28 protein-coding genes and 1 tRNA gene are annotated in these 26,260 nt (G+C 49.0%); 17 read left to right on the forward strand and 12 right to left on the reverse strand.

What is annotated here, in order from left to right; all coding sequences use genetic code 11:
• Positions 1-624: 624 nt before the first annotated feature.
• Complete coding sequence (locus GI364_RS02165) at positions 625-1,992, reverse strand: FAD-binding oxidoreductase (protein ID WP_198852098.1); 1,368 nt, start codon at positions 1,990-1,992, stop codon at positions 625-627.
• 240 nt (positions 1,993-2,232) lie between these two features.
• Positions 2,233-2,697 carry a hypothetical protein gene (locus GI364_RS02170; RefSeq protein WP_198852099.1) on the reverse strand — a complete coding sequence of 155 codons (465 nt, stop codon included), beginning with the start codon at positions 2,695-2,697 and terminating at the stop codon, positions 2,233-2,235.
• Positions 2,698-2,891: 194 nt separating this feature from the next.
• Between GI364_RS02170 and bshB2 the strand changes: the two genes are divergently transcribed.
• Complete coding sequence (bshB2, locus tag GI364_RS02175) at positions 2,892-3,560, forward strand: bacillithiol biosynthesis deacetylase BshB2 (protein ID WP_198852100.1); 669 nt, start codon at positions 2,892-2,894, stop codon at positions 3,558-3,560.
• Between the two features lie 74 nt (positions 3,561-3,634).
• Here bshB2 and GI364_RS02180 read toward each other — a convergent pair whose 3' ends face one another.
• Together GI364_RS02180 and GI364_RS02185 are read right to left on the reverse strand one after the other, a co-directional pair.
• Positions 3,635-3,964 carry a DUF4190 domain-containing protein gene (locus tag GI364_RS02180; RefSeq protein ID WP_198852101.1) on the reverse strand — a complete coding sequence of 110 codons (330 nt, stop codon included), beginning with the start codon at positions 3,962-3,964 and terminating at the stop codon, positions 3,635-3,637.
• 171 nt (positions 3,965-4,135) lie between these two features.
• The gene (locus tag GI364_RS02185) at positions 4,136-4,444 is read right to left on the reverse strand and encodes a rhodanese-like domain-containing protein (protein ID WP_370541828.1); all 309 of its coding nucleotides are present in this window, start codon (positions 4,442-4,444) and stop codon (positions 4,136-4,138) included.
• A gap of 348 nt (positions 4,445-4,792) precedes the next feature.
• Here GI364_RS02185 and GI364_RS02190 point away from each other — a divergent pair, with 348 nt between their 5' ends.
• Together GI364_RS02190 and dps are read left to right on the forward strand one after the other, a co-directional pair.
• A complete protein-coding gene (locus GI364_RS02190; RefSeq protein WP_198852102.1) occupies positions 4,793-5,035 on the forward strand; it encodes a hypothetical protein in 243 nt (80 codons plus the stop codon).
• Between the two features lie 189 nt (positions 5,036-5,224).
• Positions 5,225-5,725 carry a DNA starvation/stationary phase protection protein Dps gene (gene dps / locus GI364_RS02195; RefSeq protein ID WP_198852103.1) on the forward strand — a complete coding sequence of 167 codons (501 nt, stop codon included), beginning with the start codon at positions 5,225-5,227 and terminating at the stop codon, positions 5,723-5,725.
• Positions 5,726-5,767: 42 nt separating this feature from the next.
• Here the strand turns inward: dps and GI364_RS02200 are convergent, their stop codons facing one another.
• Positions 5,768-6,436, reverse strand: coding sequence for an LrgB family protein (locus GI364_RS02200; RefSeq protein WP_233095974.1), 669 nt, complete (start codon positions 6,434-6,436; stop codon positions 5,768-5,770).
• A 1-nt stretch (position 6,437) separates the two neighbouring features.
• Positions 6,438-6,821, reverse strand: a complete 384-nt coding sequence (locus tag GI364_RS02205; RefSeq protein WP_233095975.1) for a CidA/LrgA family protein — start codon at positions 6,819-6,821, stop codon at positions 6,438-6,440.
• A 632-nt stretch (positions 6,822-7,453) separates the two neighbouring features.
• Between GI364_RS02205 and folE the strand changes: the two genes are divergently transcribed.
• Positions 7,454-8,011, forward strand: coding sequence for a GTP cyclohydrolase I FolE (folE, locus tag GI364_RS02210; protein ID WP_233096129.1), 558 nt, complete (start codon positions 7,454-7,456; stop codon positions 8,009-8,011).
• Positions 8,012-8,169: 158 nt separating this feature from the next.
• Here the strand turns inward: folE and GI364_RS02215 are convergent, their stop codons facing one another.
• The 3 genes from GI364_RS02215 to GI364_RS02230 all read right to left on the reverse strand — a co-directional run bounded on the left by GI364_RS02215 (position 8,170) and on the right by GI364_RS02230 (position 12,329).
• A complete protein-coding gene (locus GI364_RS02215; RefSeq protein ID WP_198852106.1) occupies positions 8,170-9,099 on the reverse strand; it encodes a DMT family transporter in 930 nt (309 codons plus the stop codon).
• Positions 9,100-9,483: 384 nt separating this feature from the next.
• Complete coding sequence (locus tag GI364_RS02225; RefSeq protein ID WP_198852108.1) at positions 9,484-11,694, reverse strand: YhgE/Pip domain-containing protein; 2,211 nt, start codon at positions 11,692-11,694, stop codon at positions 9,484-9,486.
• Entirely contained in the window at positions 11,637-12,329 is a 693-nt protein-coding gene (locus GI364_RS02230; RefSeq protein ID WP_198852109.1) for an ATP-binding cassette domain-containing protein, read from the reverse strand. Before GI364_RS02230 ends, GI364_RS02225 begins: the two co-directional genes overlap by 58 nt.
• A gap of 189 nt (positions 12,330-12,518) precedes the next feature.
• On the opposite strand from GI364_RS02230, the gene GI364_RS02235 reads away from it, so the two are divergent.
• The 8 genes from GI364_RS02235 (at position 12,519) to GI364_RS02270 (ending at position 20,898) form a co-directional block, all read left to right on the forward strand.
• Positions 12,519-13,358, forward strand: a complete 840-nt coding sequence (locus GI364_RS02235; RefSeq protein ID WP_198852110.1) for a DUF2785 domain-containing protein — start codon at positions 12,519-12,521, stop codon at positions 13,356-13,358.
• A gap of 306 nt (positions 13,359-13,664) precedes the next feature.
• Positions 13,665-14,333 (forward strand): GntR family transcriptional regulator, encoded by a 669-nt coding sequence (locus GI364_RS02240; protein ID WP_198852111.1) that lies wholly within the window; start codon positions 13,665-13,667, stop codon positions 14,331-14,333.
• A gap of 106 nt (positions 14,334-14,439) precedes the next feature.
• On the forward strand, positions 14,440-16,008 hold the full coding sequence (locus GI364_RS02245; RefSeq protein WP_198852112.1) for an ABC transporter substrate-binding protein: 1,569 nt from the start codon (positions 14,440-14,442) through the stop codon (positions 16,006-16,008).
• Between the two features lie 187 nt (positions 16,009-16,195).
• Positions 16,196-17,146 (forward strand): ABC transporter permease, encoded by a 951-nt coding sequence (locus GI364_RS02250; RefSeq protein ID WP_198852113.1) that lies wholly within the window; start codon positions 16,196-16,198, stop codon positions 17,144-17,146.
• Positions 17,147-17,149: 3 nt separating this feature from the next.
• On the forward strand, positions 17,150-18,055 hold the full coding sequence (locus GI364_RS02255; RefSeq protein ID WP_233095976.1) for an ABC transporter permease: 906 nt from the start codon (positions 17,150-17,152) through the stop codon (positions 18,053-18,055).
• 111 nt (positions 18,056-18,166) lie between these two features.
• Positions 18,167-19,708, forward strand: coding sequence for a gamma-glutamyltransferase family protein (locus GI364_RS02260; RefSeq protein ID WP_198853816.1), 1,542 nt, complete (start codon positions 18,167-18,169; stop codon positions 19,706-19,708).
• 57 nt (positions 19,709-19,765) lie between these two features.
• A complete protein-coding gene (locus GI364_RS02265) occupies positions 19,766-20,365 on the forward strand; it encodes a chromate efflux transporter ChrB (protein ID WP_198852114.1) in 600 nt (199 codons plus the stop codon).
• Positions 20,362-20,898 (forward strand): chromate efflux transporter ChrA, encoded by a 537-nt coding sequence (locus GI364_RS02270; protein ID WP_198852115.1) that lies wholly within the window; start codon positions 20,362-20,364, stop codon positions 20,896-20,898. Before GI364_RS02265 ends, GI364_RS02270 begins: the two co-directional genes overlap by 4 nt.
• Before the next feature lie 154 nt (positions 20,899-21,052).
• Here the strand turns inward: GI364_RS02270 and proC are convergent, their stop codons facing one another.
• Complete coding sequence (gene proC / locus GI364_RS02275; protein WP_198852116.1) at positions 21,053-21,880, reverse strand: pyrroline-5-carboxylate reductase; 828 nt, start codon at positions 21,878-21,880, stop codon at positions 21,053-21,055.
• A 655-nt stretch (positions 21,881-22,535) separates the two neighbouring features.
• Here proC and GI364_RS02280 point away from each other — a divergent pair.
• Positions 22,536-22,611: transfer RNA gene (locus tag GI364_RS02280), tRNA-Met, on the forward strand.
• Between the two features lie 309 nt (positions 22,612-22,920).
• The gene (locus GI364_RS02285) at positions 22,921-23,805 is read left to right on the forward strand and encodes a 5'-3' exonuclease (RefSeq protein WP_198852117.1); all 885 of its coding nucleotides are present in this window, start codon (positions 22,921-22,923) and stop codon (positions 23,803-23,805) included.
• A gap of 226 nt (positions 23,806-24,031) precedes the next feature.
• Here GI364_RS02285 and GI364_RS02290 read toward each other — a convergent pair whose 3' ends face one another.
• Together GI364_RS02290 and GI364_RS02295 are read right to left on the reverse strand one after the other, a co-directional pair.
• Entirely contained in the window at positions 24,032-24,520 is a 489-nt protein-coding gene (locus GI364_RS02290) for a hypothetical protein (RefSeq protein ID WP_198852118.1), read from the reverse strand.
• 95 nt (positions 24,521-24,615) lie between these two features.
• A complete protein-coding gene (locus tag GI364_RS02295; RefSeq protein WP_198852119.1) occupies positions 24,616-24,906 on the reverse strand; it encodes a hypothetical protein in 291 nt (96 codons plus the stop codon).
• 143 nt (positions 24,907-25,049) lie between these two features.
• Between GI364_RS02295 and GI364_RS02300 the strand changes: the two genes are divergently transcribed.
• From GI364_RS02300 to GI364_RS25065, 3 genes are all read left to right on the forward strand, one after another.
• Positions 25,050-25,412: a phage holin gene (locus GI364_RS02300; protein WP_198852120.1), complete on the forward strand. Its 363-nt coding sequence runs from the start codon at positions 25,050-25,052 to the stop codon at positions 25,410-25,412.
• Positions 25,413-25,612: 200 nt separating this feature from the next.
• The gene (locus GI364_RS02305) at positions 25,613-25,891 is read left to right on the forward strand and encodes a hypothetical protein (RefSeq protein WP_198852121.1); all 279 of its coding nucleotides are present in this window, start codon (positions 25,613-25,615) and stop codon (positions 25,889-25,891) included.
• A gap of 76 nt (positions 25,892-25,967) precedes the next feature.
• Entirely contained in the window at positions 25,968-26,099 is a 132-nt protein-coding gene (locus GI364_RS25065; RefSeq protein ID WP_255524550.1) for a hypothetical protein, read from the forward strand.
• Positions 26,100-26,260: the final 161 nt, after the last annotated feature.

Here is a 26,260-nt window from a genome sequence, read left to right on the forward strand (position 1 = left end):
ATGGGGATCTTTCGAGGCACTAACCAGCCTCACCAGCAGGCCCGCCAGCTGCCGCAGGCAGCAAAGCGCGGCAGATCAACGGGATCGAGCGGAAAGAATGAGTAGTAAACTGATATTCATTAACTGAGATGGAAGTTACACCTAATGACGAGCGAATCTGGCAGACATGGGGGTTGCAGACTGAGTGCGGGCGGCTGCGGGCGGCTGCGCCGTGGCACATCGTTGGTTAGTGATCCTTTTGCTCCTTATCTCGATACCCGCCACAGAATAGTGATCGATTCGATCACTATCACCAGCAGGCCCTCTGAAATAGTGATCCCTTTGCTCCTTAACACCCACGCTCCACTCTGCCTCTTCCGGCATTAGTGTCCATTTATGACACTAATGCCAGGGGCCAGGTGGCATTAAGGATCATTGGGATCACAATGGCATCGCCCCTCGGGCAATAGGGATCTTTCGAGGCACTAACCAGCCTCACTGGCAGCCCTTGCAGCCACCGCAGGCAGCGAGGCCCGCCACCGTCTCCCCGTCTCCCCGTCTCCCCGCCACCCACCGCAGCCAGCCCTTGCAGCCAGGGAGGCTCGTCAGCCAATTCGGCTCAGGTGGTGTTTGTCACTGTGGCGCCTACTTGTGAAGAAGTTTTCCTGGATTGAGGATGCCGTTTGGGTCGAACATCTTCTTCACCCGATTCATCCACGGAATGGTATCCTTGTGTTCCTTTTCAACGTAAGAGATCTTGCCGATGCCGACACCGTGTTCTCCAGTACAGGTGCCGCCTCGTTCCAAAGCATATTCTACAATTTGGTGGTTAATTTCATCCGCGACGCGGATTTCTTCTTTGTCATTGGGGTCTACCATAAAAATAACGTGATAATTGCCGTCTCCAACATGACCGAGGATGGCGCCGTATACGCCATAGCTGTCGATGGTTTGCCTGGCTACGGCAATCGCTTTGGGCAGCTCTGACAGAGGAACGCATACATCCGTTACTTTCATCTTCTTGTCTGGTGCTGTTTGCATAACGGCAAGTGCTGCATCGTGGCGTGCTTCCCAAAGCTGATTCCTTGACTCTGTGTCCGTTTCAAACACGAAATCTACGCAGTCTTCATCCTCACACAGCTCTTGACCTAGGACTACATCACCCTGAACGGAGGACTCGCTGCCGTGAAACTCAAGAAACAGTGTGGGTTGTTCGGTATAGCTCGTCTCTTTAGCCAAGTTTACGGCGTGAATGGTGTGTTCATCGACGAGTTCAATACGGCCAATCTGCATTCCGGAGCTCATCATGGAATAAGCAGCTTCGCTGGCTTTGTCCAAGTCGGGGAACACGGCTCGAGCTGCAACTGTGGCTTCAGGAATCGGGTGAATACGCAAAGTCAGTTCTGTGATGACCCCTAGTGTTCCTTCAGACCCAATAAAGAGCTGTGTCATGTTATATCCGGCAGAGGACTTTACTGCTGAGCCGCCGGTATGAATGATGGAACCGTCTGCTAGTACAACAGCCAAGTCCAGTACTTGATTACGCATGACACCGTAGCGCACTGCAGTGGTACCGCTGGCGTTTGTGGCGGCCATGCCGCCAAGGGTGGCGTCGGCACCGGGATCGAGCGGAAACTGCAAGCCATAACGCTTCAGTTCCTGATTCAGCTGCGTTCGAGTTACGCCTGGTTGAACCCGCACCAAAAAATCCCTGGGACGGACCTCAAGTATACGGTTCATTTGCGTCAGGTCCAAACTGATGCCGCCCTGAACTGGAATCACGTGTCCTTCAAGACTGGTCAGGACACCGCAGGGAGTAATCGGGATCCGGTTGTCATTGGCGAAACGTACGATACTTGCGACCTCTGCTTCTGACTCCGGGAAGGCAACAACGTCAGGGGAATGAGGGGGATGATGGCTAAAATCTTGTGCGTGTTGAGCAACGATGGATTCACCGCTGCTGACTCTCTTCGAATCGGAGATATATTGCATAAGTTCCTGCTGCAGGTCCATAGGAAGGCCTCCCGTGTTTTTATTCATTGTGTAAAACTCTTTCGAAACCTGTCAAGGGAAACTTCCAAGTAGCGCCAAAGGGGGACTTCTCACGACTTTCTCTACGTTCGCTCCACGTCTGGTCCACGCTCTGCCCGACCAGCCTTGCCCAGCCCGACCAGCCCTTCGTTCGCCCTACGTCTGCCTCCACCTCCACGTGCGAAAATCGGCTTTAGATGGTGTGCATGTTCTACAGGCGGTTTACTGCAGCACCTTCTTGTACCACGTCAAAAATGATTCTGTTATAACCTTGTAGATTTTCGATTCATTTACAGGGCCCGAGTATGCAGTTTTCGTATCGGCCCAGTGACCCCAGTTGCCGGATACGTTGGGGATACTTTCCCACTTTCCATCTGAGATTTGAAGTTCCACGTTACTTCCTTTACAGGTGGCTGTGACAGAGAATGGAGTCGGATTGTGACCGCCGTGACTAACAAATAGAATTTCGAAACCGGGTGCTTTTGCGTCTGTTTGTACCAAATGACTGCCATCATCACTCTTGTCATTGGAAGTCAGGTCTTTGGAGATAGCGTACAGGAGTTCCTTCATCTGCTTTTCTGTCCGCTGTGTCTCCAACTTCTGCTCCTGCTTCTCTTGTACTTCGGCCTTATTTTCCAACTCAACATGGTTTTTTACGTGTTCTATGTCATCGTGAATGTGCGTCACTGACAAAACTCCCTTTGCAAATGAGAATTGTGCACAAAGGCTGATACACCTTTTGAGCACTAGGATTGCCAGTACGATTCGTACAATACGTGCGGTCATGATAAAATAAACACACTGCACGTCGCTGGTCAGTGTCCATTTAATACTGCAGACGACATCTCATGAAAGTTGATAAACACATAGGGGGACGAACATTGGAACGCCATGTATTAGTTGTATTTCCACATCCAGATGATGAGACGTTAGCTGTCGGCGGAGCCATTGCCTGGCACGCACATACCGGGGCCCCTATTACTTATGGTTGCTTTACTTTGGGTCAAATGGGCCGGAACATGGGGAACCCTTTTTTTGCGAACCGAGAGACCCTTCCAGATATCCGCAAGAAGGAACTTCAAGAGGCTTGTGAAGTATTGGGCATAAAGGACTTGCGTTTGTTGGGATACAGAGACAAGACGCTTGAATTTGAAGATCCGGAAGAACTCGTTCGCGTGATAACGGGCTTAATTGAAGAAGTCAATCCATCCTTAATTATTACGTATTATCCTGGGTATTGTGTTCACCCCGATCACGAAGCAATAGCGGAAGCTACCGTCGAAGCGATTCGTCGGATGCCGGAGAATGCACGACCTAAGCTCCACTGTCAGGCATTTTCGCGAGGGCATGAAGAAGCACTTGGCAAGCGCGATGTCATGCTTGATACGAGCAAAGTGTGGGATACTGTGTTCCGAGCGTGGAAGGCACACAAGTCTCAGACCGCAGTGCGTCTTGATAAGGTGGAGCAAGAGTTGAGTGGTTCAGAGGAAGAACGTAAACGTGCCATCTTGGCCTTTAGTGAGGTTGGCATGTACACATACGAAATCTAGTCCGGACAAAGCTTCTTTTACGGTGGACAAGCTGAAAACCCGTCAGCAGCCGAAGGCTGTCTGGCGGGTTTTTGTCACCCGTGAATGCTTGGCAGGCCAGCGACGATGGAAGCAATTTCTATTACAAAAGCTATAAATGACAGGACAACGCCTGCAATGCCCAGGCCCAAGCCCCATCCCGCACTTTTTCTCCGTGTAGACCGCAGGCCCAGAGAGCCGAAAATGATTCCGAGAATTCCCGAAATGAGCCCAATGATAGGTATTAAAGCCAACATGATGCTTGCAATACCAAGGATCAGTCCTGTAATCGCCATGCCGCTTCTGTCGCGTTCAGGAGTTTGCGAAGAAGCAGTTCCTGTATCGTCGTACACCGTTGGTTGCCCATCGTCACGTTCCTCTGTCACTGTAGCAGTCCTCCCAAGTACACGCTGCATATTGGCTCGCACGTCATACACTTGTCATACACTTAGTGTACACGATACCAGCTTGGCGGACATAAAAATAGAGATTATCTTTACAAAACCCTGTAAAGATAATCTCGCAACATTACGTCCTCGGGACAAGGCTGGTATCAATTAATACTCGATGTCTCCGTCCCAGCTCATCATTCCACCCATAAGGTTGTGAACGTTCTTGAATCCACTCTGTTGAAGAAACTGACAAGCCATGGCACTGCGGCTGCCGCTGCGGCACACGACTACAGTCTCCTTATTTGTATCAATTTCTTTGGTCCGCTGCATAATCTGTCCAAGCGGAATAAGTTTTGCACCGGGAATGTGTCCTCCCGCGAATTCTCCAGGTTCTCGCACGTCGATAATTTGAACTGACTTTCCAGACTGTATACGTTCTTTTACATCAACCGACATCCATTGTGGGACTGCCAAGTGAAAATCCTCCTTATCTTGTCACAGCAAATTTTTGAACTTCATGGTGGAGCCATTTAAAATATCCACATGTAATGTTGTATACCCCCAGAGGTATACTTGTCAAGTCACTTTACTATTTACCTTGAGTTTAATTCGAATGTAAACCTATTTTGGCATAAAATTCAGTTTACATTCACTTTCACAGTGTAATTATAAGGGCAAATCAGCGTAAAATGAAGTGCTTTTAGGGATTTGGGCCAATGTAGCAGAGTTCTGGATGTTGCACCGATGTTTTCGGTGCTTTAATGAAATTTGCGAAATGTTATATCATAAATATCATAGGTAATCAGAAAGGGGATGACCAGAATGGCAATTTATCGATTTGGTGCAAACCCAGACCAAGAGTTTAAAGCCGGGAGGCTGCAAGGATTTAGTCGTAAAGACATCACCCGCTCCGACGTGAAGTCCGAAGCAGCTCAAAAACTGTACGCTGAGATGCGTTCTGATCCGAAGGACTTTGATTGTATTCTTGGAAAACTTCCGGATGGGCGTTTGGCGCTGCTTGGTCTTACTCTCCCGGATCACAAATACGCTGTACAGGGCGAGTAACGTCCAGTTGCCGCTCTCTGACTCCGACCCCGGTGAGGCACCCTGGGGGTAGCGCACATGCCACAGAATACGCTTACAGAGTACAAATCACCCATGTGTAATAAATTGGGGCCCCGGGAGATACTACAGTTGGCACGCGAGCTGTAGGAAGCTGCCCGTGTTAAAGCGGCGCGAATGGGGGATGGCAAGATGAATCAAACAGCAACAGCAGCAAGGTTGTCCAATACTCGAATTAGTCTCCAAAGCCAAACTAAGGAACAGATGGTTCGTATCCTGAACCAGCATGTGACGGACCTGACCGACCTCTTTGTTCAATCCAAGCTAGCCCACTGGAACGTGCGCGGAGCGCATTTTATTTCGTATCACAAGTTGTTTGACGAATTGGCCGGACATCTCACTGAACTGACCGACACGGTTGCAGAGCGAGTGACGGCACTCGGCGGCACCGCGGGAGTGCCCGTTCAATCAATTGCTGCGCAGACTTCTGTGGCGCAGTGGCCGCTAGATCAGCATCAGGATGTGGATGTTATCAAGGCGTTGGCAGAGCGATGGGCTGTTGTCGCAAATTCAGCACGACAGGCTGTTGTGGATACTGCGCAAGCAGACCCTGACACTTCGGATTTATTCACTGAGGTTTCACGCCAGCTTGACAAGGACTTGTGGTTCCTGGAAGCCCACTTTGAGATGTAGGCAACAGTAAAGAAGCCGCAGCGGCCACAACCGCTGCGGTTGTTACATCCAGTGCATCAAAAGAGGTGCCAATACAACGGTAGAGACACCGTTTATAATCAGTGCAATGCTGGCAATCGTTCCTTCTAACTGCCCCATTTCAAATGCCCTTGAGGTGCCAATTGCGTGAGCTCCAGTCCCCATTAATGCACCTTGCGCAAACTTGCTTCGCAGCTTTAACCTTCGAATCAGCAGCGGCCCTGTCATGATACCAACCAGGGCAGTAACAATTACAAAGACGGCTGTCAGTACCGGATTTCCGCCAATCGCAGCGGATGTGTCCATTGCCAGTGGGGTCGTAATCGACCTCGGTGCCAAACTGGCAGCAAGACCCTGCAGATGGAACAGGTCTGCAAACAGAACAGAGGTCGTGACGGCTGTGATACCGCCGAGAATAATGCTGGTCAGAAGCGGTACAGCATTACGTCGTAACACGGGAAAGTACTTGTAGAGAGGAATGGCAAAGGCCACCGTGGCCGGTTGCAGCATGAATTTAAGCCACTTAGCGCTGACCCAGTATTCTTTATAGGACACATGAAGGCTCACCAAGATTGCTATCATGGCCAACAAACTTGTCAGAATTGGTGACAGGATTACCACACTCCATCGCTTGTACACAAGACGCGAGAGAAGAAAGACGGCAAGTGTAACTATGATTCCGAATACCGCCACCTTACACATGTCTCCTTTCTTTTCCCCGCATCCAAAACTCTGTCAACACCCCGCTGATGAGCATGACACAGAGTGTGCTTGCTCCAATGACCAAGAGCAGACGCCAACCGTCTGTCTTTACTAATCCTCCATACTGGACAATCCCGGTGGCCGACGGGACGAAAAACAGCAGCATCTCCGCCAACAGCAGGTTTGCTCCGAGTTCAAACCACTCTACCTTTACGATTTTTAATTGCAAAAGAAGAAAAAGCACTACGAGTCCAATGAGACTAGCGGGTAGATGAAGGTGGGTCACACGAACGATGAGTTCTCCGAGGAGACTCATAAGTGTCAAGAGAGTTACTTGAAGTACTGTCTTCCCAACAGTCTTGAGTACTGCACTCAAGTTCATCACTTCCTGTGTTAATCTGCGCTGCATGGTGGGTGAGAGCTATATCGATACTAAATTATACAACCAACCTCTGCTTCTGATAAGCCGCTGGGACGTTGCATCTTAGCTTGCATTTGGACAAGGAAGCTCGGGAAGGGGGCATGAAGCAATTGTCTTGTGTTCTTCTCGGAAGGGGGTTATCCACACGATTGGAGATTATGGTTAACCTCTCTATCCACAAATCGGTTGGTCATTTAGGTTGCTATTGCGGCTGATTTTTCACTTTGATAAGGTTATTCACAATCGTATCCACAGAGTTATACACAGGGTTATCCACAGATTTTCGTGGATAAGTGGACAAAACACAAGCCAAACACACCTATAAATATAAAAATTATGAATAAATTCCAATATAAGTATTACAATGGGGGTGTGTGGAATACGTGGAAGAAGTTTTGTTCTGATGGATATGTTCGCTTGATTGACACAGGCTCGTCCTATAAGCTTAACTCTACAGACATTCACGTCTGGCTGCCAAGATGGGAGGAATGGGGATGCGCCCTACTGATATACAAACCAACATGATGGTTGATGCTGAACTTGAAGAAATGGACAGAACCATTCATGCGGAAAGTGAAGGAAGAAAAATGGATCACGAGAAGATAAAGCAGGCTGTAACGATGATTCTTGAAGCAGTGGGCGAAGACCCCAATCGCGAGGGACTTGTCGATACCCCGGCTCGAGTTGCAAGAATGTACGAAGAGATTTTTGCAGGGCTACACATGGACCCTGCCAGTGTATTGTCGGCTAAATTTCACGTTGATGAAGATGAAATGGTCTTCGTGAAAGACATTACGTTCTACTCTATGTGTGAACATCACTTGCTTCCGTTTTTTGGGAAGGCACATGTAGCTTATCTGCCCAGCAATGGCGTAGTCACCGGACTTTCCAAGTTGGCTCGTCTTGTGGAGGCAGTGGCGACACGCCCGCAGGTGCAGGAACGAATGACCAATGAGATTGCAGAGGTCCTGCACAGAGAACTGCAAACGCAGGGAGTTATGGTCATCGTAGAGGCGGAGCACTTGTGCATGAATATGAGAGGAGTACGCAAACCCGGCAGTCAAACCGTTACCATGGCTAAGCAGGGCAGGTACAATGATGAGCCTGCTTTAGCCGATCAGGTGTTTCGGATGTTGAAAAGCTGATTCTACAGCAGAATGTACCGGCAATTGTACCGTAACTTTCGGGGAACAAGTGAGGGAAATTGAAGCAAATGGGGCCTGCTCAACAGATGCAAGCCCCATTTACGTTGTACCTCGATGTGAGCTGTCGTACGTGCATGCACACCTACAGAAGAAAACTTCTAGTTACAGGAAGCTTCTGACCTTCTCTCAGTTACCTCAGCAGATTGCTTCAGGTTTGGTTTTTTTACCTTTCGGTTGACAAGGTAGATACCCAATACAATGGCAACAAGCCCAATGACCAATTTCGGAGTAAAGGGCTCGTGTAAGAACAATGTTGCGACGAGGACCGAGATCATCGGGACAAAGAATGTAAATGCGGCAACTCTGCTGGCTTCGCCCTCATGGACCAGAGAAAACCAAATGGACCAAGACGCCGCAATGCCAAAGAGGCTGGCGTACAGCGTTCCAAACAAAAATGGGCCGTTCCAGGTAATTGCAGCCCAGGACTCGGTTAAACTCCCGGCACCCGTAAGCACTGCCCCGCCAAGTAGAAATTGAATAGCTAGGAGCCACAACATCTGCGTGCGCCCTTGCACTTTCTTTGAGTAGACCGTTCCAATGGCCCAGGCAATGGCTGTAAAAATGCCAATGACCGTGCCAATGAGAGACAAATGCCCAGCCAAACTGTCAATACTGATTGAGGCAACTCCCGCAAAGCCAAGGACAAGCCCAAGTACTTTCCACCAATTCATGATTTCACCGAGCCACATCCAAGCAAATAAGCCGACTAACACCGGTTCTAAGTAGACAAGTACAGAAAACAGTCCGGCAGGCAGATAGGACAGACCGACCGTTTGCAGTCCAAAAAACAACACCACATTGAACAAAGCGGAGATGACATAAACGGGCCAGCTTTGCTTCCACCGAATCTGATGTCTTTGCGGCCATGCAAAGACAGCCAAAATGACACCTCCAAGAAATGTACGCACTCCTGCAAACAGGAGGGGAGGTGAGTAGTTGAGAGCCACCTTGTATACGGAAAACGAAGCACCCCAAATTACTACAAGAAGTAGAATTCTTAGTGCTGTCCAGGCGGGTGAATGCTTCATTGTGATCCTCCTTTAAATTGTTCCGGAACACGAAACAAATAATTGATACCAAAACAGTATAACAGGGATGGAGGATGTCTGAACACGTCTCTTTCATCAGAATCATCGATATGAATATGAAGGAACCAAATAGCAGGATACGCTTGGCGCGGCAACAAGGTGTGCGGCTGGGGCATGAACTTCTGCAACACGCTTCGCTTGTGAAAGCGGCAGCCCATGTTCGCTTGGACTGCCGCAGTGATCTGACTTTGTTCTTTAATTTTCTCCAATTCGCCTGTTTTCAACAGCCGAGTGTGACACGGTGTGACACGGTGTGACCGAGCCTGTCGGTGATTTATCAGGGCTCAGCACGGCTTCAACTGCTTATAGGTGAGTTGCCGAGTTCTAGGAGACCAATCTATCCGGAATTTGCAGCTCTGCAGGCGATATTCTTTTCAGATTTCTGAGTACAAGTACCAGCAATGAAGTGCCAAGATAAATGCCTGTCATTTCGGCTGTATGCCAAGCCGTGCTTAAGTTGTGAAATGCAATGAGTCGACGCAAACCGGTGACAGCGTAGCTCATTGGCAGCCATGGATGCACTGCCTGAAAGAAATGAGGAACCAGCTGGATTGGGAAAGTACCTCCGCTTGACGTGAGTTGCAAGAGCAACAGGACAATCGCCAGCACCCTTCCTGGTCCTGTTCCAAGCAGGCTGAGCAGCATGCCGATGACGGTTACATAGGTAATGGCCATCAGAATTGCATACAAGTAGAAACCAAGTGTGCTGGTCACTGTAAGTCCTAAGCCGAACAGCAGGGCCGAAGCAGCAATGACCGCTTGGGCCGCTGCTATAGTCCACAATAACGCGAACTTGCCGATCAGCACCGATGTGTTTGAGACGGGCGTTATGGACCAGCGTCCTTCTCGCAAGGACATGATGAAGTACAGCATAAGGGCACCAACCCAGAGACTCAAAGGTAAAAAGTAGGGTGTCAATCCTGGGCCGTATTTGGTGACTGGGTTAATCGCCAGACTCTTAATGGTTACGGGGTTGGACATCAGTTTCGCTTTTTCCGTTTTATTCGGTATCGATGAAAGCTGTACCGAGTTTAGTTTATGCGCAAAAGTTGAAGCTCCTGACGCCAGTTTACCTGTCGCCGTTGTAAGGTCTTTGCTGCCTTGACTGGCTTTGTCCAGGCCGGTTGCCAACTTTGCTGCACCCGTTTGAGCTGCTTCTGCGGATGTAGTCAATGTATCAGCACCTGAATGCAGTTGACTCTGTGCGGATGCCAGTTTGTCTAGAGCGGCTCCTGACTGACTGAGAGCAGACTGCACCTGTGTCAACGCCTGCTGCGCCTGACCCAGGCCTGTTGCAATTTGGTCAGAGCCCTTAGCGGCACTACCCAATTTCGTCGACAGTTGCGAGAGACCGCCGGTTAACTGCTGCTGACCTTTTTCTATTGTCTGCAACGAGTTCGCAAGATTGGCCGATCCCGTCTGTAATTGTTGCAAACTACCTGTCAGTTTCTGTGTACCCGGGTAGACTTGATGCAGAGCACCAAGCGCCTTTTGAACAGCTGGGTCTTGGTTTGCGGCAGAGTTGGCCAAAAGTTGAAGCGCTCCGCCCACGCCGGTTTCAATCTGCTGTGATGCGGACGTCGCTTGCTGCAGTCCGGCTGCAATGGAATTCGCACCTTGATGGGCTTGCGTGCTGCCGGATTGGAGTTGGTTGCTCGCTTGTTGCAGCCTTGCTCCTGACGAAGCCGCCTTTTTCAGTCCACCCGTCAGGTTTGCTGCCGCGGCTTGGGCCTGTGAGAGTTTACTGTTTACCTGACTGACGCCTTGACCTGTCTGGGTTACCCCTTGCGCCACTTTTTTTGTTCCGGTTGCTGCAGCTGACAGACCGTCTGCAAGTTGTCCGCTCCCCGTGGACATCTTTGTCAGTGCCGCCGCCAGCTTGTGCGCGCCTGCATCTGCCGAATTCACTCCCGTTTCCAACTGCGTCGTACCATTTGCCACCGCAGTGCTGCCGGAAGCCAGTTTGCCGGCTTGCTTGGCTGCGCTGGACAATCCGCCCGACTCTTTTCCGACGACATCGAGCAGACGAGTAATAAATTTCTGACTAAACTGGCGGTTTAGGCTTGCGGCAACATCGTCTTGTACACGAGCTACAATGTTGCCTGCCAAATAGTTGGTGCCTTGGTTTGGTATAAAGATAAGCTGTGCTTTTTTGGCGTGTGTTCCGTCAACGCTCAAAATGTCCTTAGTGAAATTCTTTGGGACCTTTAAGACCGCAAAGTATGTCCCATTACTTACGCCGCTGTCAGCTTCATTTGGGCCAACAACGTGCCAATCCAACTGTTTGTCATGCTGCAGATTTGTGATGAGATTTTGTCCATAGTTCACGTGTTCTCCACTGAGGGTTCCACCACTGTCAGCGTTAACGAGTGCGACTGGCAGCTTGTCTAGGGATCCATAGGGGTCCCAAAATGCCCATAGATACAGAAAACTGTATAACAACGGTATGATGAGGCCGACGAGCATCCCCGCTCGTGTCAATTTATTGCGCCATATCCGCCGCCACTCAATTCGGAAGACGGTGAGTATTCCCATGTCGTTCTCACCTCCCCTCTGGGCAATGCAACTGTCTGTGTTGCTGCCGCAGATGCAGCTTCAAGGACTGTTGTGTACAGAATTCCAACGTTATTTCTTTCAAGACGGCGAAAGTAGTGGACCATTTGTTGCCATTCTTGCTCTGTCAGGCCGACCTCAGGTTCGTCCAACAGTAAAAAGGGTGGACGATGTGCGATTGAAATGGCAAGAGAGAGCCTTGCGTAGGAAAATTTATCAATGTCCTTAACACGTTGTTTGCGGACGTCCGTGAGCGAGTACTCAGATAAAAGCTCCTCCGCTCGTTTTTTGGCACCTCGCAAGTGATGGAGTTTTCCATGGAAAAACAAATGCTCCTCTACCGTCAGCGTTTCAAACAGAGGAGCAAAATGCTCGATGGACCCGATTCCTACAAGTTGCCAACAAGGAGTCAGACTCTGCCCTTCTTCATCAATGATTTGCACGGTCCCTTCTACTGGCCGCACATTTCCTGAACCATACAACAGGAGTGTGGATTTACCGGTCTTGGAAGCTCCTAGTATAGCCGTGGTACTTCCTTCTTCAACAGAAAAGGTAATGGGTTCTGTTAAGTGTGTATTGTGATTTCGGACACGAATGTCTCTAAATTCCAGTCTCAAGTTCCGTCACCACCTTTCTCAAAACATAAAATGACACTTTGTCATTTTATGTTTTACTGTATAGCTTTATGGGTGTCAAGATGATTTTTCAGGAAAAGCCCGTCATTAAACTGAAACAGCAAGTGCTGAAAGGTATAATGAAGCTGTTTCAGTTATCATCACGTCAACAATTTAAGAGGAGTTTTTGCTGTGAAGTTAGATTTATTCAGTAAGGGCGGATTGTACAACTTTCTCGAAGGCGGATGCTCTGTTGAAGATGCCGGTGAGGCAACGGATATCTGTGTTTGGCTTTTGGAGAATTTAGGGTCTCCTGATGCGGAACTTCGGGACGGTTTGTCCTTCACCATCCTGGCGAAAATACTCATGGAAACCCCAAACCTCGAAGGCAGCCATTTAAAGCAAGTCCTTCAGACTGCGATAGATGATGAACACTTGTTTTACCGCATTGGTGAGACAGGTTCGGATTCTGTCTTCATGCGCAGCTTCTCGGTTCTGGTTGTAGCCGCAGTGCTGGAACGAGATGGCCGAGATAATTTGTTGGATACGGACACAGTCAGAGAGGCGATTGCGGCTGTTCTCCGCTACGCTTTGGAGGAAGAGGACAAGCGCGGCTATGTTGCCAAGAAGGGATGGGCTCACTCTGTGGCGCATACGTCCGATGCACTCGACAGTTGCATTGTGCACCGATATATTACTGTCGAGCAGACGGACCTTGCTCTGGATGCATTGAGACATCTAATTATGAGCCGGGATTACTTGGTGCATGATGAAGACGGGAGACTGGCTGAGACCGTCTATCGAATGGTCAAGCTGAATCGAGTAGAGTTTGATATTGTGAAAGACTGGATGCCGGGCTTTGCACAGCATACGTACGGGACTTCTCTCGAACCAAGTGCACCTGGGTGGAACGCACAGAATTTTTTACGTCGTTTATACCTGCGGTTGCACTGGGCAGGTGACAGCGATTACTTTAAAGCTGTCGTAGAGGAAACTTTGAAAAGCGTAGACCCGCTGGCAATCCAATCTTGAGTATTTTTGTGTCTGATGACAGTGTTCCCCTTCGGGTAACCTTACCGAGGGGGAAGATTTTGGGCAAGTCCACTCCTATTTTATCCTTTCCCACTGATGTAGTATTCAGATTCAGAGCATAGACTTGCATATACGGTAACCGATAGAGCCCAAGAAAACGAAAATATGAAAAATGATTGACAGAATAAAATAGTCTGAATATAATGTTTACAATCTCTACAGATCGTCGACGGTCGACGGTCGACCAACACTGCTGTCGCAGAGTCCATGGGGGCAAAGCAATTCAATAGAGTTAGGGGGGACGACTTGGATACGCCGATTGTCCGGTCAGAGTCATTGGCCCAGCAGGTATATCGTTACCTGAGACATAACATTCTGACAGGGAACATGAGTCCTGGAGAGCGAATTGTTGAAACTCGACTTGCTGCAGACCTGAACACGAGCCGCAGTCCTGTTCGAGAGGCTTTGCGGATGCTGATGGTTGAGGGACTTGTATCCGATAAGGATGGCAACCTGCAAGTGTTTGACCCGTCATTCGAAGATTTTCGCGAACTCTACGAGCTTCGGCTTGCACTAGAATCTGAAGCAGCGAGACACGCAGCTGTGAGGATTACGGTAAATCAATTGGAGCAGTTACAACAGAACATCGAAGTTACGAAACAAGTTATTGCAGACGGAGAAATGGAAAAACTCATTCAGCTGAATAGTGAGTTTCACGGCATCGTTCTCGACGCATCAGGGAATCGTCGGTTTCTTCAATCGGTGCGAAACATTGAAGCTTTAATTAACTATTACAGCTATATTATTTTCCGAAAAAACAACATGCAGACCAATATTGTTGAAGAACACGGAAAGATCCTTCGAGCCATGGCCCATCATGACGCAGAAGCAGGATACCATGCAATGTACAGTCATATCTATCGAGATTTGAGTGTAGTCAAACCCGTTTATGATGAAAAGCGAGACGTGCGCTAAGAACGATTTTTAGAGCACAGAGGATGGACAGTTAGGTAAGTACAGGCGAGCAGACATATTCATAGACCGAAGATTTAGTATATTCATATAACAGGGGGGTTCTTTTGTGAACGGCAAAACACTGGTGACGTCCATGGCTTTACTGGTTGGTCTCGGAACCGTTACAGCTTGTGGTAGTACTACGGGAACATCTGGTTCAGGAAACTCATCTCAAAACTCGGCATCTGGCGGCGGCAGCGCATCGAGTGCGGCCAGCACTTTGAAAATAGGATTGGACGCGGCTCCTCCAAAACTTGACCCGTCACTTTCCACATCGTTAGTCTCTCGGCAAGTCATGGTGAACATTTTTGACACTCTGGTAAAGATCGGACCAGACAACAAGTTGCAGCCGGACTTAGCGACGAAATGGCATGTGTCGAACGGCGGGCTCACGTATACGTTCACCCTGAGACAAAACGTGAAGTTTCAGGACGGAACAACTTTTGACGCGAAGGCAGTCAAATTCAACCTAGACCGGGATATGCAGAAGATTTCTCCGCGGCACAGTTCTCTGTCAGCGATTAAGAGTGTTACGACTCCAAACAGTTCAACGGTCGTTTTGACATTGAGCAAGCCTTTCAGTCCTCTCTTAACCATTCTTGCAGGGCGGTCCGGAATGATGGTGTCGCCGGCAGCGGTTAAAAAAGAAGGTTCAAAGTTTACCAACCATCCTGTCGGAACGGGACCCTTTGAGTTCAAGACTGAGGTTAAAGGCGATCACATTACATTGGTGCGCAACCCTAAATACTGGGGTGGAGAGCCAAAAATTAAGACTGTTGAATATAAGATTTTCACAGACCCCAATGTTGAAACAACAAATCTGAAATCAGGTGCAGTTCAGATGGTAGATACGGTGCCGGCTTCAGAACTGGCGTCTGTTAAGAGCAACAGTCAATTAAAAATTGTAAACAAGCCCAGCTTGGGATTTCAGGGAATTTATATGAACGTGAAAGCCAAACCATTTACAAACCAATACCTGCGCGAGGCAGTCAATTTGGCCATTAACCGCCAAGCTCTCGTCAATGTTGCACTGAAAAATGCAGCAGTCCCGGGATACAGCGCATTCAGCCCCGCGTCACCGGCTTACAACAAGAAGGAGGATACGCCGCCCACGCCTAATGCTGCGAAGATAAAACAGCTTTTACAAAAAGGCGGCGCTCCAAGTGGCTTTAAGTTTACGTTCCAGACTGCAGCAAACTCTGTCAACACGCAGATTGCGCAGATTATTCAGCAGATGTTGAAAAAATACGGTATTCAAATGAGTATCAAGCAGCTAGATTTCGGAACCCTGCTTAACAACTCTGAGAATGGGAATTTTCAGGCTATGCAACTCGGTTGGTCCGGGCGCGTCGATCCAGACCAGAACATTTACAGCTTCATGCATACAGGCGGACCTCTGAACTCATCGCAGTTCAGCAATAAGAAGGTGGACCAACTGTTAACCCAAGCTCGCACCATCACGAGCATGCCAAAGAGAGCCGAGTTGTACGCTCAAATTTCTCAGATTATTCACCAACAGGCACCATACGCCTACTTGTATCATCAGGACAACATCATTGCCTACAGCAAGAAGGTTCAAGGATTTCAGTATTACGCTGATGGCTTAATCCGCGTAGCAAATCTCTCACTGTCCTAACTCCAACACGTACAGATAGAGCGGAATAATTGGTGTTACTGTCACTGTGCTCTGCGAAAAGTGCAAAAGGGGGGGGATCCCCTCTTTTGCGCTCTCAGCAGACAGCACGGCTAGAAGTTATGTTGTCTGGTGTCACGTCCGGTTTCGTAGACAAACCTGATTTTATCCACTGTGTGGGGGTCGTTCCATGAATTATGTTGCTAAGCGCCTCATCACCGTCATTCCAGTCCTGTTCATCTTATCAATCCTGGTGTTTGGCCTCATTCATCTGATTCCGGGAGGTCCGGCACAGGCAGTTCTGGGTCAGGAAGCAACACCGTCCGCTTTGGCCGCACTGAGGGCCCAGCTGGGCTTAAATCAGCCCGTTCCAATTCAATACACCACTTGGTTGTGGCACGCCCTTCACGGCAATCTGGGGACTTCTCTGGTAAACGGAGAGCCGGTCACACTGCTTATTATGCAGCGGTTGCCAGAAACACTTGAGCTGGCAATTGGAACCATTGTTGTTGCAGTCCTTGTGTCGTTTCCGTTTGGTATCATGGCGGCCGTTTACCGTGGCAAATGGGCTGATACTGCGGCTCTTTTCGCTTCGACAATTGGAATTGCAGTTCCGCCGTTTTGGCTGGGGCTTGTGTTACTCATTCTGTTCACTGTGAAATGGCATCTGTTCCCGTCTTCCGGATATGTTCCAATTTGGGATAATGTTGGCCAAAACCTTCGGGTAATGCTTCTGCCGATTGTTGCAACCGGCGTGCGTGAAGCAGGAGTTCTCATGAGAATGCTCAGATCCAGTCTTTTGGACATCCTTGACGCTGACTTTATTCGCACTGCTAGGGCCAAAGGACTTCGCGGATGGGCCGTAATTGTTGGTCATGCATTGCAAAATGCGCTGATTCCAGTCATAACGACAGGCGGACTGGAAATTGCGGCGCTTCTTGGCGGACTGGTCATCACTGAGCAGATGTTTTCACTGCCTGGATTCGGCACGCTATTGATTCAAAGTATCTTTAGCCGCGACTATACAACGGTTCAAGGTGCAGCTTTGTTTGTCGCTGTAGGCGTAGTTCTTGTCAATGTCGTGGTTGACATCTTCTACGGCATCGCTGACCCGCGAATGAGACTAGGAAAGGGGGCGTAAAAATTGGCAATTGCCAGTAATCCAGCCTCAAATCCACAGACTTTACCGCCATCTGGCGGGAAAGTGACACGCACGTCGCGTTGGTTTCGGAAGATGTGGCGAAACAGGTCACTTGTTTTGGGCGGGGCGATTGTTGCTGTCATTCTTATCTCTGCCGTTTTTGCGCCGCTGTTGACCCCTTATTCGCCCACCGAGCAGAACTACACGGAAATTCTCCAGCCGATGAGCGCCCATCACTGGCTTGGTACAGACCCTGTGGGTCGTGACATCTTATCTAGAATTCTAATTGGTGCCAGGACATCAATGGAAGTCTCCTTTGGAGCTGTTGCAATAGGTATGCTTGTTGGTATCCCCGTAGGTTTGTTTTCCGGATTTTACGGCGGGTTTATGGATAATTGGGTGATTATGCGAGTCGTTGATGCGCTGCAAGCTTTTCCTTTCTTGATTCTTGCTTTGGTACTGGCTGCCATGTTAGGCCCTGGCATCGGAAATGCGATGTTCGCAATTGCCATAGGGTATCTGCCCATATTCATTAGAATTACAAGAGGACAAGTGATTGCGGAGATGAACAAGGATTATGTTGAGGCCGCAAAAATGGTCGGAGCCTCGCCAATGCGCATCATGTTCAAGCACATCTTAAGGAATGTGACAACTCCCCTTATCGTACAAGGTACCATTGCGATGGCCAGCGGCATTGTCGCAGAAGCCAGTCTGAGTTACTTGGGGTTGGGACCCAAACCTCCAACCGCCAGTTGGGGAACCATGATTCAGACGGCGCAAGGATACATGTCACAAGCACCGTGGTTTGGCCTCATCCCGGGCTTTGCGATTGTCATTGCAGTTCTGGGTTTCAACATGCTGGGAGAAGGTCTTCAGGACCTGTGGAATCCAAGAAATCGAAATAGATAGATTCACTTCAGTGAACATGTAAGGCTTGAGAAAGGAGCAGCGGATGTGAACTTCGATACATTATGTAATCCTTACGCATCACGACGAACAACAGTTTATGGAAACAGGGCAATGGTGGCCACGAGCCAACCGTTAGCAGCTCAAGCCGGAATGGACATCATGAAACGAGGCGGAAACGCCGTTGATGCAGCCATTGCGACTGCTGCCGCTCTGACAGTTGTTGAACCCACATCCAATGGCATTGGCGGCGATGCATTCGCCATCGTGTGGACGAACGGTCAGTTGCACGGGCTCAATTCCAGCGGTCAAGCACCAAAAACACTGACGCTGGAAAAGGTAAAATCGCTGGGACTAACCGAAATGCCGAAGTTTGGGTGGGTTCCTGTGACTGTGCCCGGGGTTCCTGGCGCATGGGCAGAGCTGTCTCGAAAGTTCGGAAAGCTCCCTTTGCATGAAGTGTTGGAACCGGCAGCGGTATTGGCGGAAACGGGTCATCCCGTGGCTCCGACGGTTGCGAAGTATTGGCAGGCAGCTTTCCGTCGCTATCAAGAAGTGCTCAAGGGAGAAGAGTTCAAATACTGGTTTGAAACCTTTGCAAACCAGGGGCGACCGCCTCAACCGGGAGAGTTGTGGGCTTCTCAGGGGCATGCCGACACGTTGCGGGAAATCGGCGAGTCCAGTGCACAGTCCTTTTATCAAGGCAGCCTGGCTAAGCAGATTGCATCATTTGCGAAGGATACGGGCGGCTTCATCAGTGAAGAGGATTTAGGCTTGTTCCAGCCAGAATGGGTTCATCCAATCAGTGTTCGTTATCACGGTTACGACGTTTGGGAATTGCCGCCAAACGGTCAAGGACTCATTACTCTCATGGCACTTAATATTTTGGATGGATACGAATTTCCTCATAGAGAAGCGGTTGAAACCTATCATCGGCAAATTGAAGCGATTAAACTTGCGTTTGCGGATGGGAAAAAATACATTACAGATCCACATGACATGACAGTAGCAACGAAGCAGCTTTTGTCGCGAAAGTATGCAGACGAGCGGCGGAAAATCATTACGGACACCGCTTTAGAGCCTTTTCCAGGTCGTCCTGACGCCGGCGGAACCGTCTATTTGGCAACGGCCGACAACGAAGGGAATATGGTGTCATTTATTCAGAGCAACTATATGGGCTTCGGATCAGGACTGGTTGTTCCCGGCACAGGAATTGCTTTACAAAACCGAGGACATACCTTCTCGTTGGATGACGCACACCTGAACGCGCTTCGCCCTGGTAAACGAACCTATCATACAATCATTCCTGGCTTTCTCACCAAGGACGGAGCTCCGGTAGGCCCGTTTGGAGTGATGGGAGGGTATATGCAGCCGCAAGGGCACTTGCAAGTTGTCATGAATACAGTAGACTTTCACATGAATCCACAAGCAGCATTGGATGCACCTCGGTGGCAGTGGTTGGAAGGGAAGAAGTGTGTCGTTGAACGGGGTGTGCCTGAGCACTTGGCACTGGGTCTCGCAGAGCGAGGACACGGCATTGAGGTTGCCAATGACACTGGAGGATTCGGACGCGGACAAATCATCTGGAGAATGGGGAATGGTGTGTTGGCCGGCGGCACGGAGCCCCGAGCTGATGGAACGATTGCGGCGTGGTAGATATGCAGTCAGACGGTACTGTGATCCCCAGTACTTTACAAAGGAGCTCTGTTGACGATGTCTCTACAAATTTATAGGGAGCTTGTCGTCGCGTTTGTACGAACCGGAGTGGTTGGTTACGGCGGCGGCCCTTCTATCATTCCTCTGATTCGACATGAGGCTGTGACACGCTACAAGTGGGTCAGCGACGAGGAATTCGGGGAAATTCTCGCCTTAGCCAATACCCTTCCAGGTCCAATTGCGACCAAAATGGCCAGCTATCTAGGCTATCGCACGGCCGGAACGATAGGATCACTTGTAGCTCTTGTCTCTCACATTTTACTGAGTGTACTTGGAATGGTATTTCTGTTGGGTGCACTGACTGCATTCCGGAAGTCTCCTATTGTCAGAGGCATGATTTCCGCAGTCGATCCCGTTGTTGTCGTGATGCTGGGCATCATGGCCTACGAGTTTTCTGCCAAATCGGTAAAAGGACTTGGCAAATGGCTGAGTCTGGGCTTTGGGGTACTCATCTTTATACTCATTGAGGTTGTTCACGTGCCGGTAGGTTTTATTGTTGCAGGGGCTCTGCTCTACGGAGCTTTTCACTTGCGTCTTGCCGGCCGCTTACGAAAGAAGCACAGTGACGGTAAGACGGACAAGGGGGCATCTTTGTGAATTCGTGGCATGTATTCCTTGGGTTTCTGATTGCCAATTTACTCGGCTACGGCGGGGGGCCTTCGACGATTCCGCTGATGCAGTCCCAGATTGTGACGCATTATCAGTGGATGAACAATGCCCAATTTGCAAATCTGTTGGCTATCGGCAATGCCCTTCCTGGTCCGATTGCAACGAAAATCGCAGCAGCCGTGGGGTATCAGGAAGGGGGGGCTCTAGGACTTCTTCTCGGCATTGTGGCTACGGTTGTGCCGTCTGCTGTTGCACTTATTCTTATGTTAAAGGTGCTGAACAAATTCCGTCAGTCACGCGTCGTAAAAGGCATGACCATGGTTGTGCAGCCAGTGATAGCCATTCTGATGATACTGTTGACTTGGCAGGTGTTTCACGATTCCACTAGAGGGTTGGGCATTCTGCAGACCGTCATTATTGCGCTTGTTTCGTTATGGGCTATTAAGGTGCGGAAGATTCACCCTGCACTTGTGATTGTTGCCGCTTTTGTCTACGGGGGAGTTGTCTTGCCGTTAATCTAGTCAGCTGGAATAAATGGTGTTTTTATACTGCAACTATCCACAACCCATAAATGCACGCCATAAAAAGAAATCCACAGGGTTATGCACAGAAAACTGTGGATAACTGTGGATAAATCCTGTGGATTACATAATGTGTCTTCAAAACGAGCCGTTTTTATCGTTTAGCGTAAGTTCTCCCGAGCTCTTCTGACCGTTGTGCTGCAGCCAGAATGGCCTTTCCGATAGACTGTCGAACCTGGTTTTTTTCCAGCACATCCACACCTGCTGCCGTGGTTCCGCCTGGAGACATGACCCGCAATCTTAACTCTCGCGGAGAGAGTTCCCATTCATCGAGTGTACGAACGGTACCAGTGAGCGTGGTGAGCAACATGCGTCTGGCCAGTTCGGGTGTAAAGCCCACGCTGACAGCGGCATCTTCTATAGCTTCGAGCATGTAACACAGAAACCCCGGTCCGCTGCCGGAAAGAGCGGTCACTGCATCCATCATATCCTCCGGCATCTCCACGGCATCTCCCAGCTGTTCTAACAGACGTAAAACGACGGTTCGCTCTTCCCGACCGACATCTTCGCTGAATGCCACTGCGGTGGTACCTGCGGATACAGATACGGGCAGGTTGGGCATCGTTCGAATGGCTGCAGCTTTTCCCTCACTGTCACGTTCCAACTGAGCGAGACCTACACCCGCAGCGAATGAAATGAGTAATTGGCCGTCGAGAAACGGAAGGGCCGACGACAGAGCTTGACTGACATCAGCCGGCTTGACGGCCAAAGCAACGATGTCGGCATGCTGTATGTCCGAAAACGAAGTTGCCTGACGCACACCGTAGCCCGCCGTCAACTGTTCAAGCTTGTCACGCCGAGACTTGTTTAAGACCCGAATCTGTTCTGGAGGGACAACACCACCCTTTGTAATGCCTCTGATGAACGCTTCAGACATAGAGCCGGCTCCAATGACGAAAATCTCTCCGCCTTTACTCACCATTTTTTGTTCCCTCCTTATGATTTAAGTCCTATGAATTAAAGTCGTGTCAAGCAAACCTGGTAGGAATAATGAAAAGCGCTCACGCCATTGCCAAACTGGACAGTTTGACAGGGGCGTGAGCGCTGCTCACACGGTACCACCCTGATTTTAGAAGCGTAGAGAGCTTCATCTCGTTGCGCCAATATCGGGGCGCATCCGGATGCCTTGTCGGCATCGACTAGAAGGTGGGTTCGCTCAGATACAAACAGGAGACTTTCAGCCTTGAGGTCATCCCTCTCTGGGGTCGCTGTCTGAGGTACTCTTCCTTCATTGCAGTCACAGTTACGGTTATAGTTACAGTTACAATGTCAACCACAGTGAGCTGACTTATTATTTAGGATTATGAAAGATTATACACCCGGGCTGAGATTTCGGTCAAGGTAATGCTCTGAATTCATAAAATATACAAATATTTATGCACAAAACTCACGTAATCAGGTATAAAAAAATTTTTTTAGGGAACAAGCGAAATCTCCCTTTGCCTTCCGGTCTGATTCATGTTAAGCTATGCTCTGTGTTTGAGACACAACTCCAGCCCACAGGTTAATTCACACGTTGGAGTTGCAGATTGACACGTGCAAGCTGACAGGAAATCATCTTAGATTGAGACAAACGCCGCGGGGTGGAGCAGTTGGCAGCTCGTCGGGCTCATAACCCGAAGGTCGCAGGTTCAAGTCCTGCCCCCGCAACCAGATTAGTCCTCAAATAAGTAAGGTTCTCCTGAAGTTCTTCTGTAAAAGTTTTTCCGAAAGTTCTTCTGAAAAATTTTCCGAAACAAGTTCTTCTGTGAAGTTCTCCTGGAAATCACGGTTCCTCATAACGAGATGTATTTTAAAATCCACTATTTCCAACACAACATTTGCCAAAGGGCTTATAATACGAAGCAATGATTGAAAATGTGATGAGTGATTGAATGCGTGATGAGTGATGAAAATATGATACGCACGATTATGAACGCCATTACATAACCCCTCATCTGGATGAAGGAGACCGGCGCACTTATGAATCAGTTATTACTTATTGACGGGAGTTCCATGCTGGTACGTGCCTTTTTTGCCACCAGCTTTGGTAAGACGCTGCGAACAACCAGCAGTGGAGTTTATACAAACGCTGTATTTGGCTTCCTCAATATGACCCTTGCAGCATTAGAACAATTTAATCCCACACATCTGCTGGTTGCCTGGGATGTTTCCAGGGATACATTTCGGCGTGAACTCTACCCTGATTACAAGGGTACAAGAGGAGAACTGCCCATTGAAATGCTGCAGCAATTTGACACGACACAGAACTTGCTCGATTCGGTAGGGATTCATCAGTGTTCCAACAGGCGCTATGAAGCGGATGACTTACTTGGAACCGCTGCAAGGCTTGGCAGTTCAGCAGAGATGAAAGTGAATGTTTTGACGGGAGACCGCGATGCATTGCAACTGGTTTCAGAATCAGTTTCTGTTTGTATTATGCGCAAGGGGATTTCCGAAATGGATGTCTATACCCCGGCATACCTGCAGTCCACTTGGGGACTTACAGCAGAGCAAATTCCAGACCTGAAAGCGTTAATGGGTGACAGCAGCGACAACATTCCTGGTGTACCCGGTGTTGGAGAAAAAACGGCGAAGAAGCTCCTTGCACAGTTTTCAACGCTGGAACAATTGTATGACAATGTGCACCAAGTGTCAGGAAAGCTGCGGCAGAAACTTGTTGACAATCGAGACTTGGCGTTTTTAAGCAAGGAACTAGCAACCATTGTTTGTGATGCACCCATGGAAAGCAGTGCATTGGATTGGCGTGTCCAGCTCAATTTGGATGACGTGACAACGGCGTTTACGGAATTGGAACTGCACCGATCACTCGGACGATGGAAAGAATTTATTGGCGCAACCAGTTAATCGCTCAGAGGACACGGACCTCCTAACCCTATCTCCTATGTTGTTTTAAATTCCAATGGTTCCAATGGTTCCTACGGCTGTGACCTGAGTGGGAGACGTTTTAATCTCCATCTTGCGGCCGTGTAAAATAAAAGTAGAAAACCACAAGGAAAATGGTGACGGCGAACAACAGCCAGCGCGGCATTCGGATTGTGGGTGCTTGGTTCAGTGCCATCGCGGTTCCCCCTTATGGCTCAAGTCCGTTCTCTTTTGCAGTGAATTGGGACAGAGGCTTAAGAACAAAATCGTCCACCACTGTTTGTCGAAGTGCCCGATAGAAATCTTTGCGGCCTTCTGCAGCACGGGCGTGTTCTTGAGTTTCCGAATGACTTGGGATTGGGACGCCGTCTCCTAATGGAGCTCCTGTCACGACAATATATAGACTCCTTGGCCCCACAAAGGGTCCAATGACTCGCAATTCTCCAATGATGAGTAGTAGAGCTACAAGAATATCCATTCCATCAATGATAGCGTTCGCTGTTTTGGATGTGCCAGAAAGACGAATTCCGCCGAGGATGGGGCCAGACAAACTCAATGACAGTCCGCTGGCAAATGCGAATACGCCAGTGGTCGTGATTTGTCCCGTTAGCAGCAAGATTGCCGTGGCGTAATCGATTCCTTGATAAATGCCGGAAAGAACTGGAGCGCGATTTGGTTTGCCCGCACTCGTGCTCATGTAGAATCCCCCATTCGTGGACGTTTCCTCTTACAATATGCAAGCGAAATAAGGGGAGGATGGGTTAGCGCAGCAGGCACTTGGGAAGTGTTTGTTCAATCTAACGGACGTTCGAATACAACCTGTTGGCCTTCACGGTTGATATGACATACAATCAGTTTCATGTCATTATTGGCCCAAACAGGGTGTCCTGCCAATACAGTTCCATCCGGCATGATGGACGCAGTCCAGCCCCTCGGCAGAGTATCGTCAATTTGTTCCAGGATAGAATCATCCGCAGCTGTTCCTGTCATCTTCGGCAGAAAGCCTTCAGCGTAGGCATACCAAATGTCGCGCATCACCCCGGCAGCCTCCTGCAAATGAATTTCTCCCATCAAATTTTGCATGTGTGTCCGCTCCCTTCGTCATAGGTATATGCACATTCTTGACGAGTTAGATCCAAATCAACCCTGGACGCGAGAAATTCATTGAATCATCCACCCGTTTTTCTCCCTAAAAGCATTTACTGTACAAAGGGGGTATGGGGGATATGGACATGCATGTATTCGATCCCGTTATTTCACAAGTCCTCACAAATCTCATTCAACTTGCAGCCATGTTGGTATTTGCAGGTCTCGCAACCCTGTGGAAAACAGTCCGGCATTATTTAAAGGCCCATCTCAGTGCCAAACAAATTCAAGTGCTTCAGTTCCTTGGTCAGGAAGCATACTCATTAATCGAATCGCAATACAAAACTCTAGGTGGGGCTGCCAAACTAGATAAGGCACTCCTGTATGTAGAGGAACAGGCGAAAATTCACAAAATACCGTTTCAGGCTGATGCGGCACGGGCTGCAATTGAACAAGGGTGGATGACAATGGAGGGTCAATATAAGAAACGGGTATCTAATTAGCTGGAGTAACAAATATTGGATGAGTGCAGAAGGGGAAATCCGGGAGGAAGAAAACCGCCCCGTCTCGAAGTGGTGTAAGGCAGAGTTAGTTCGAGAAGCAGAGTTCAGAACGCTTTTAAGAACACTTCAAGGAGTAGATATCAGGAAAGACCAAGGTTTGTGCGGAAAAAGCGGAGTTTGGCTTCTGAGGGGGAGCAATCGTGTTGTTTGATGTAGGAAAAGTCAAGTGGTCAAGAGAGGTTTTGGTTCATCCTGGAATCACACAGCAGGACCTTATACATGCGTTTGAGCGGTACATTGTTGGTGATTGGGGCGCAGTGACTGCCGAACAGAGTCTAAGCAATGACGTGTCCTTGACCAGCGGCGGAAGTACAGTGGCCAAGTACGAGTCGCAGTCAGGAGTTGCGTTTTACTTCTGTACGGAAGCTGAAGGTACAAAAGTAATGCTGGAGCCCATTTTGTCGGTGTTTCGACCGTAACAGGGCGAGTGTCCCGTCATTGAGATTCCTCCTGTCATAGTGTGGAGTATGCCATAATGAAAAGGAGGAATTCTCAATGTATGGCGTATTTGGCGGATATACACGTTGGGCGGTAGTGTTTTTGATTATCTTTGTCCTGTTCTTCCTGCTTGTTCCAGGATATGGTGGTGCAGCCGCGGGTGCAGCGGGTGCCGGAGTAGCATATTAAAGAAGCTGACGAACACATGTGAATACCGCATAGCAATCGGGGCACACCTCAGGTGTGCCCTGTTTTAGTTTTAGAATTTGTTCATATTATTTTCATAAACGATTTCTATCAATAATCTTGCTGTACAAACGAAGCTGTTATTCTATAATGTGTATCAAAGA

Origin of the sequence: Alicyclobacillus sp. SO9, assembly GCF_016406125.1 — a bacterium.
Lineage (GTDB): Bacteria > Bacillota > Bacilli > Alicyclobacillales > Alicyclobacillaceae > SO9.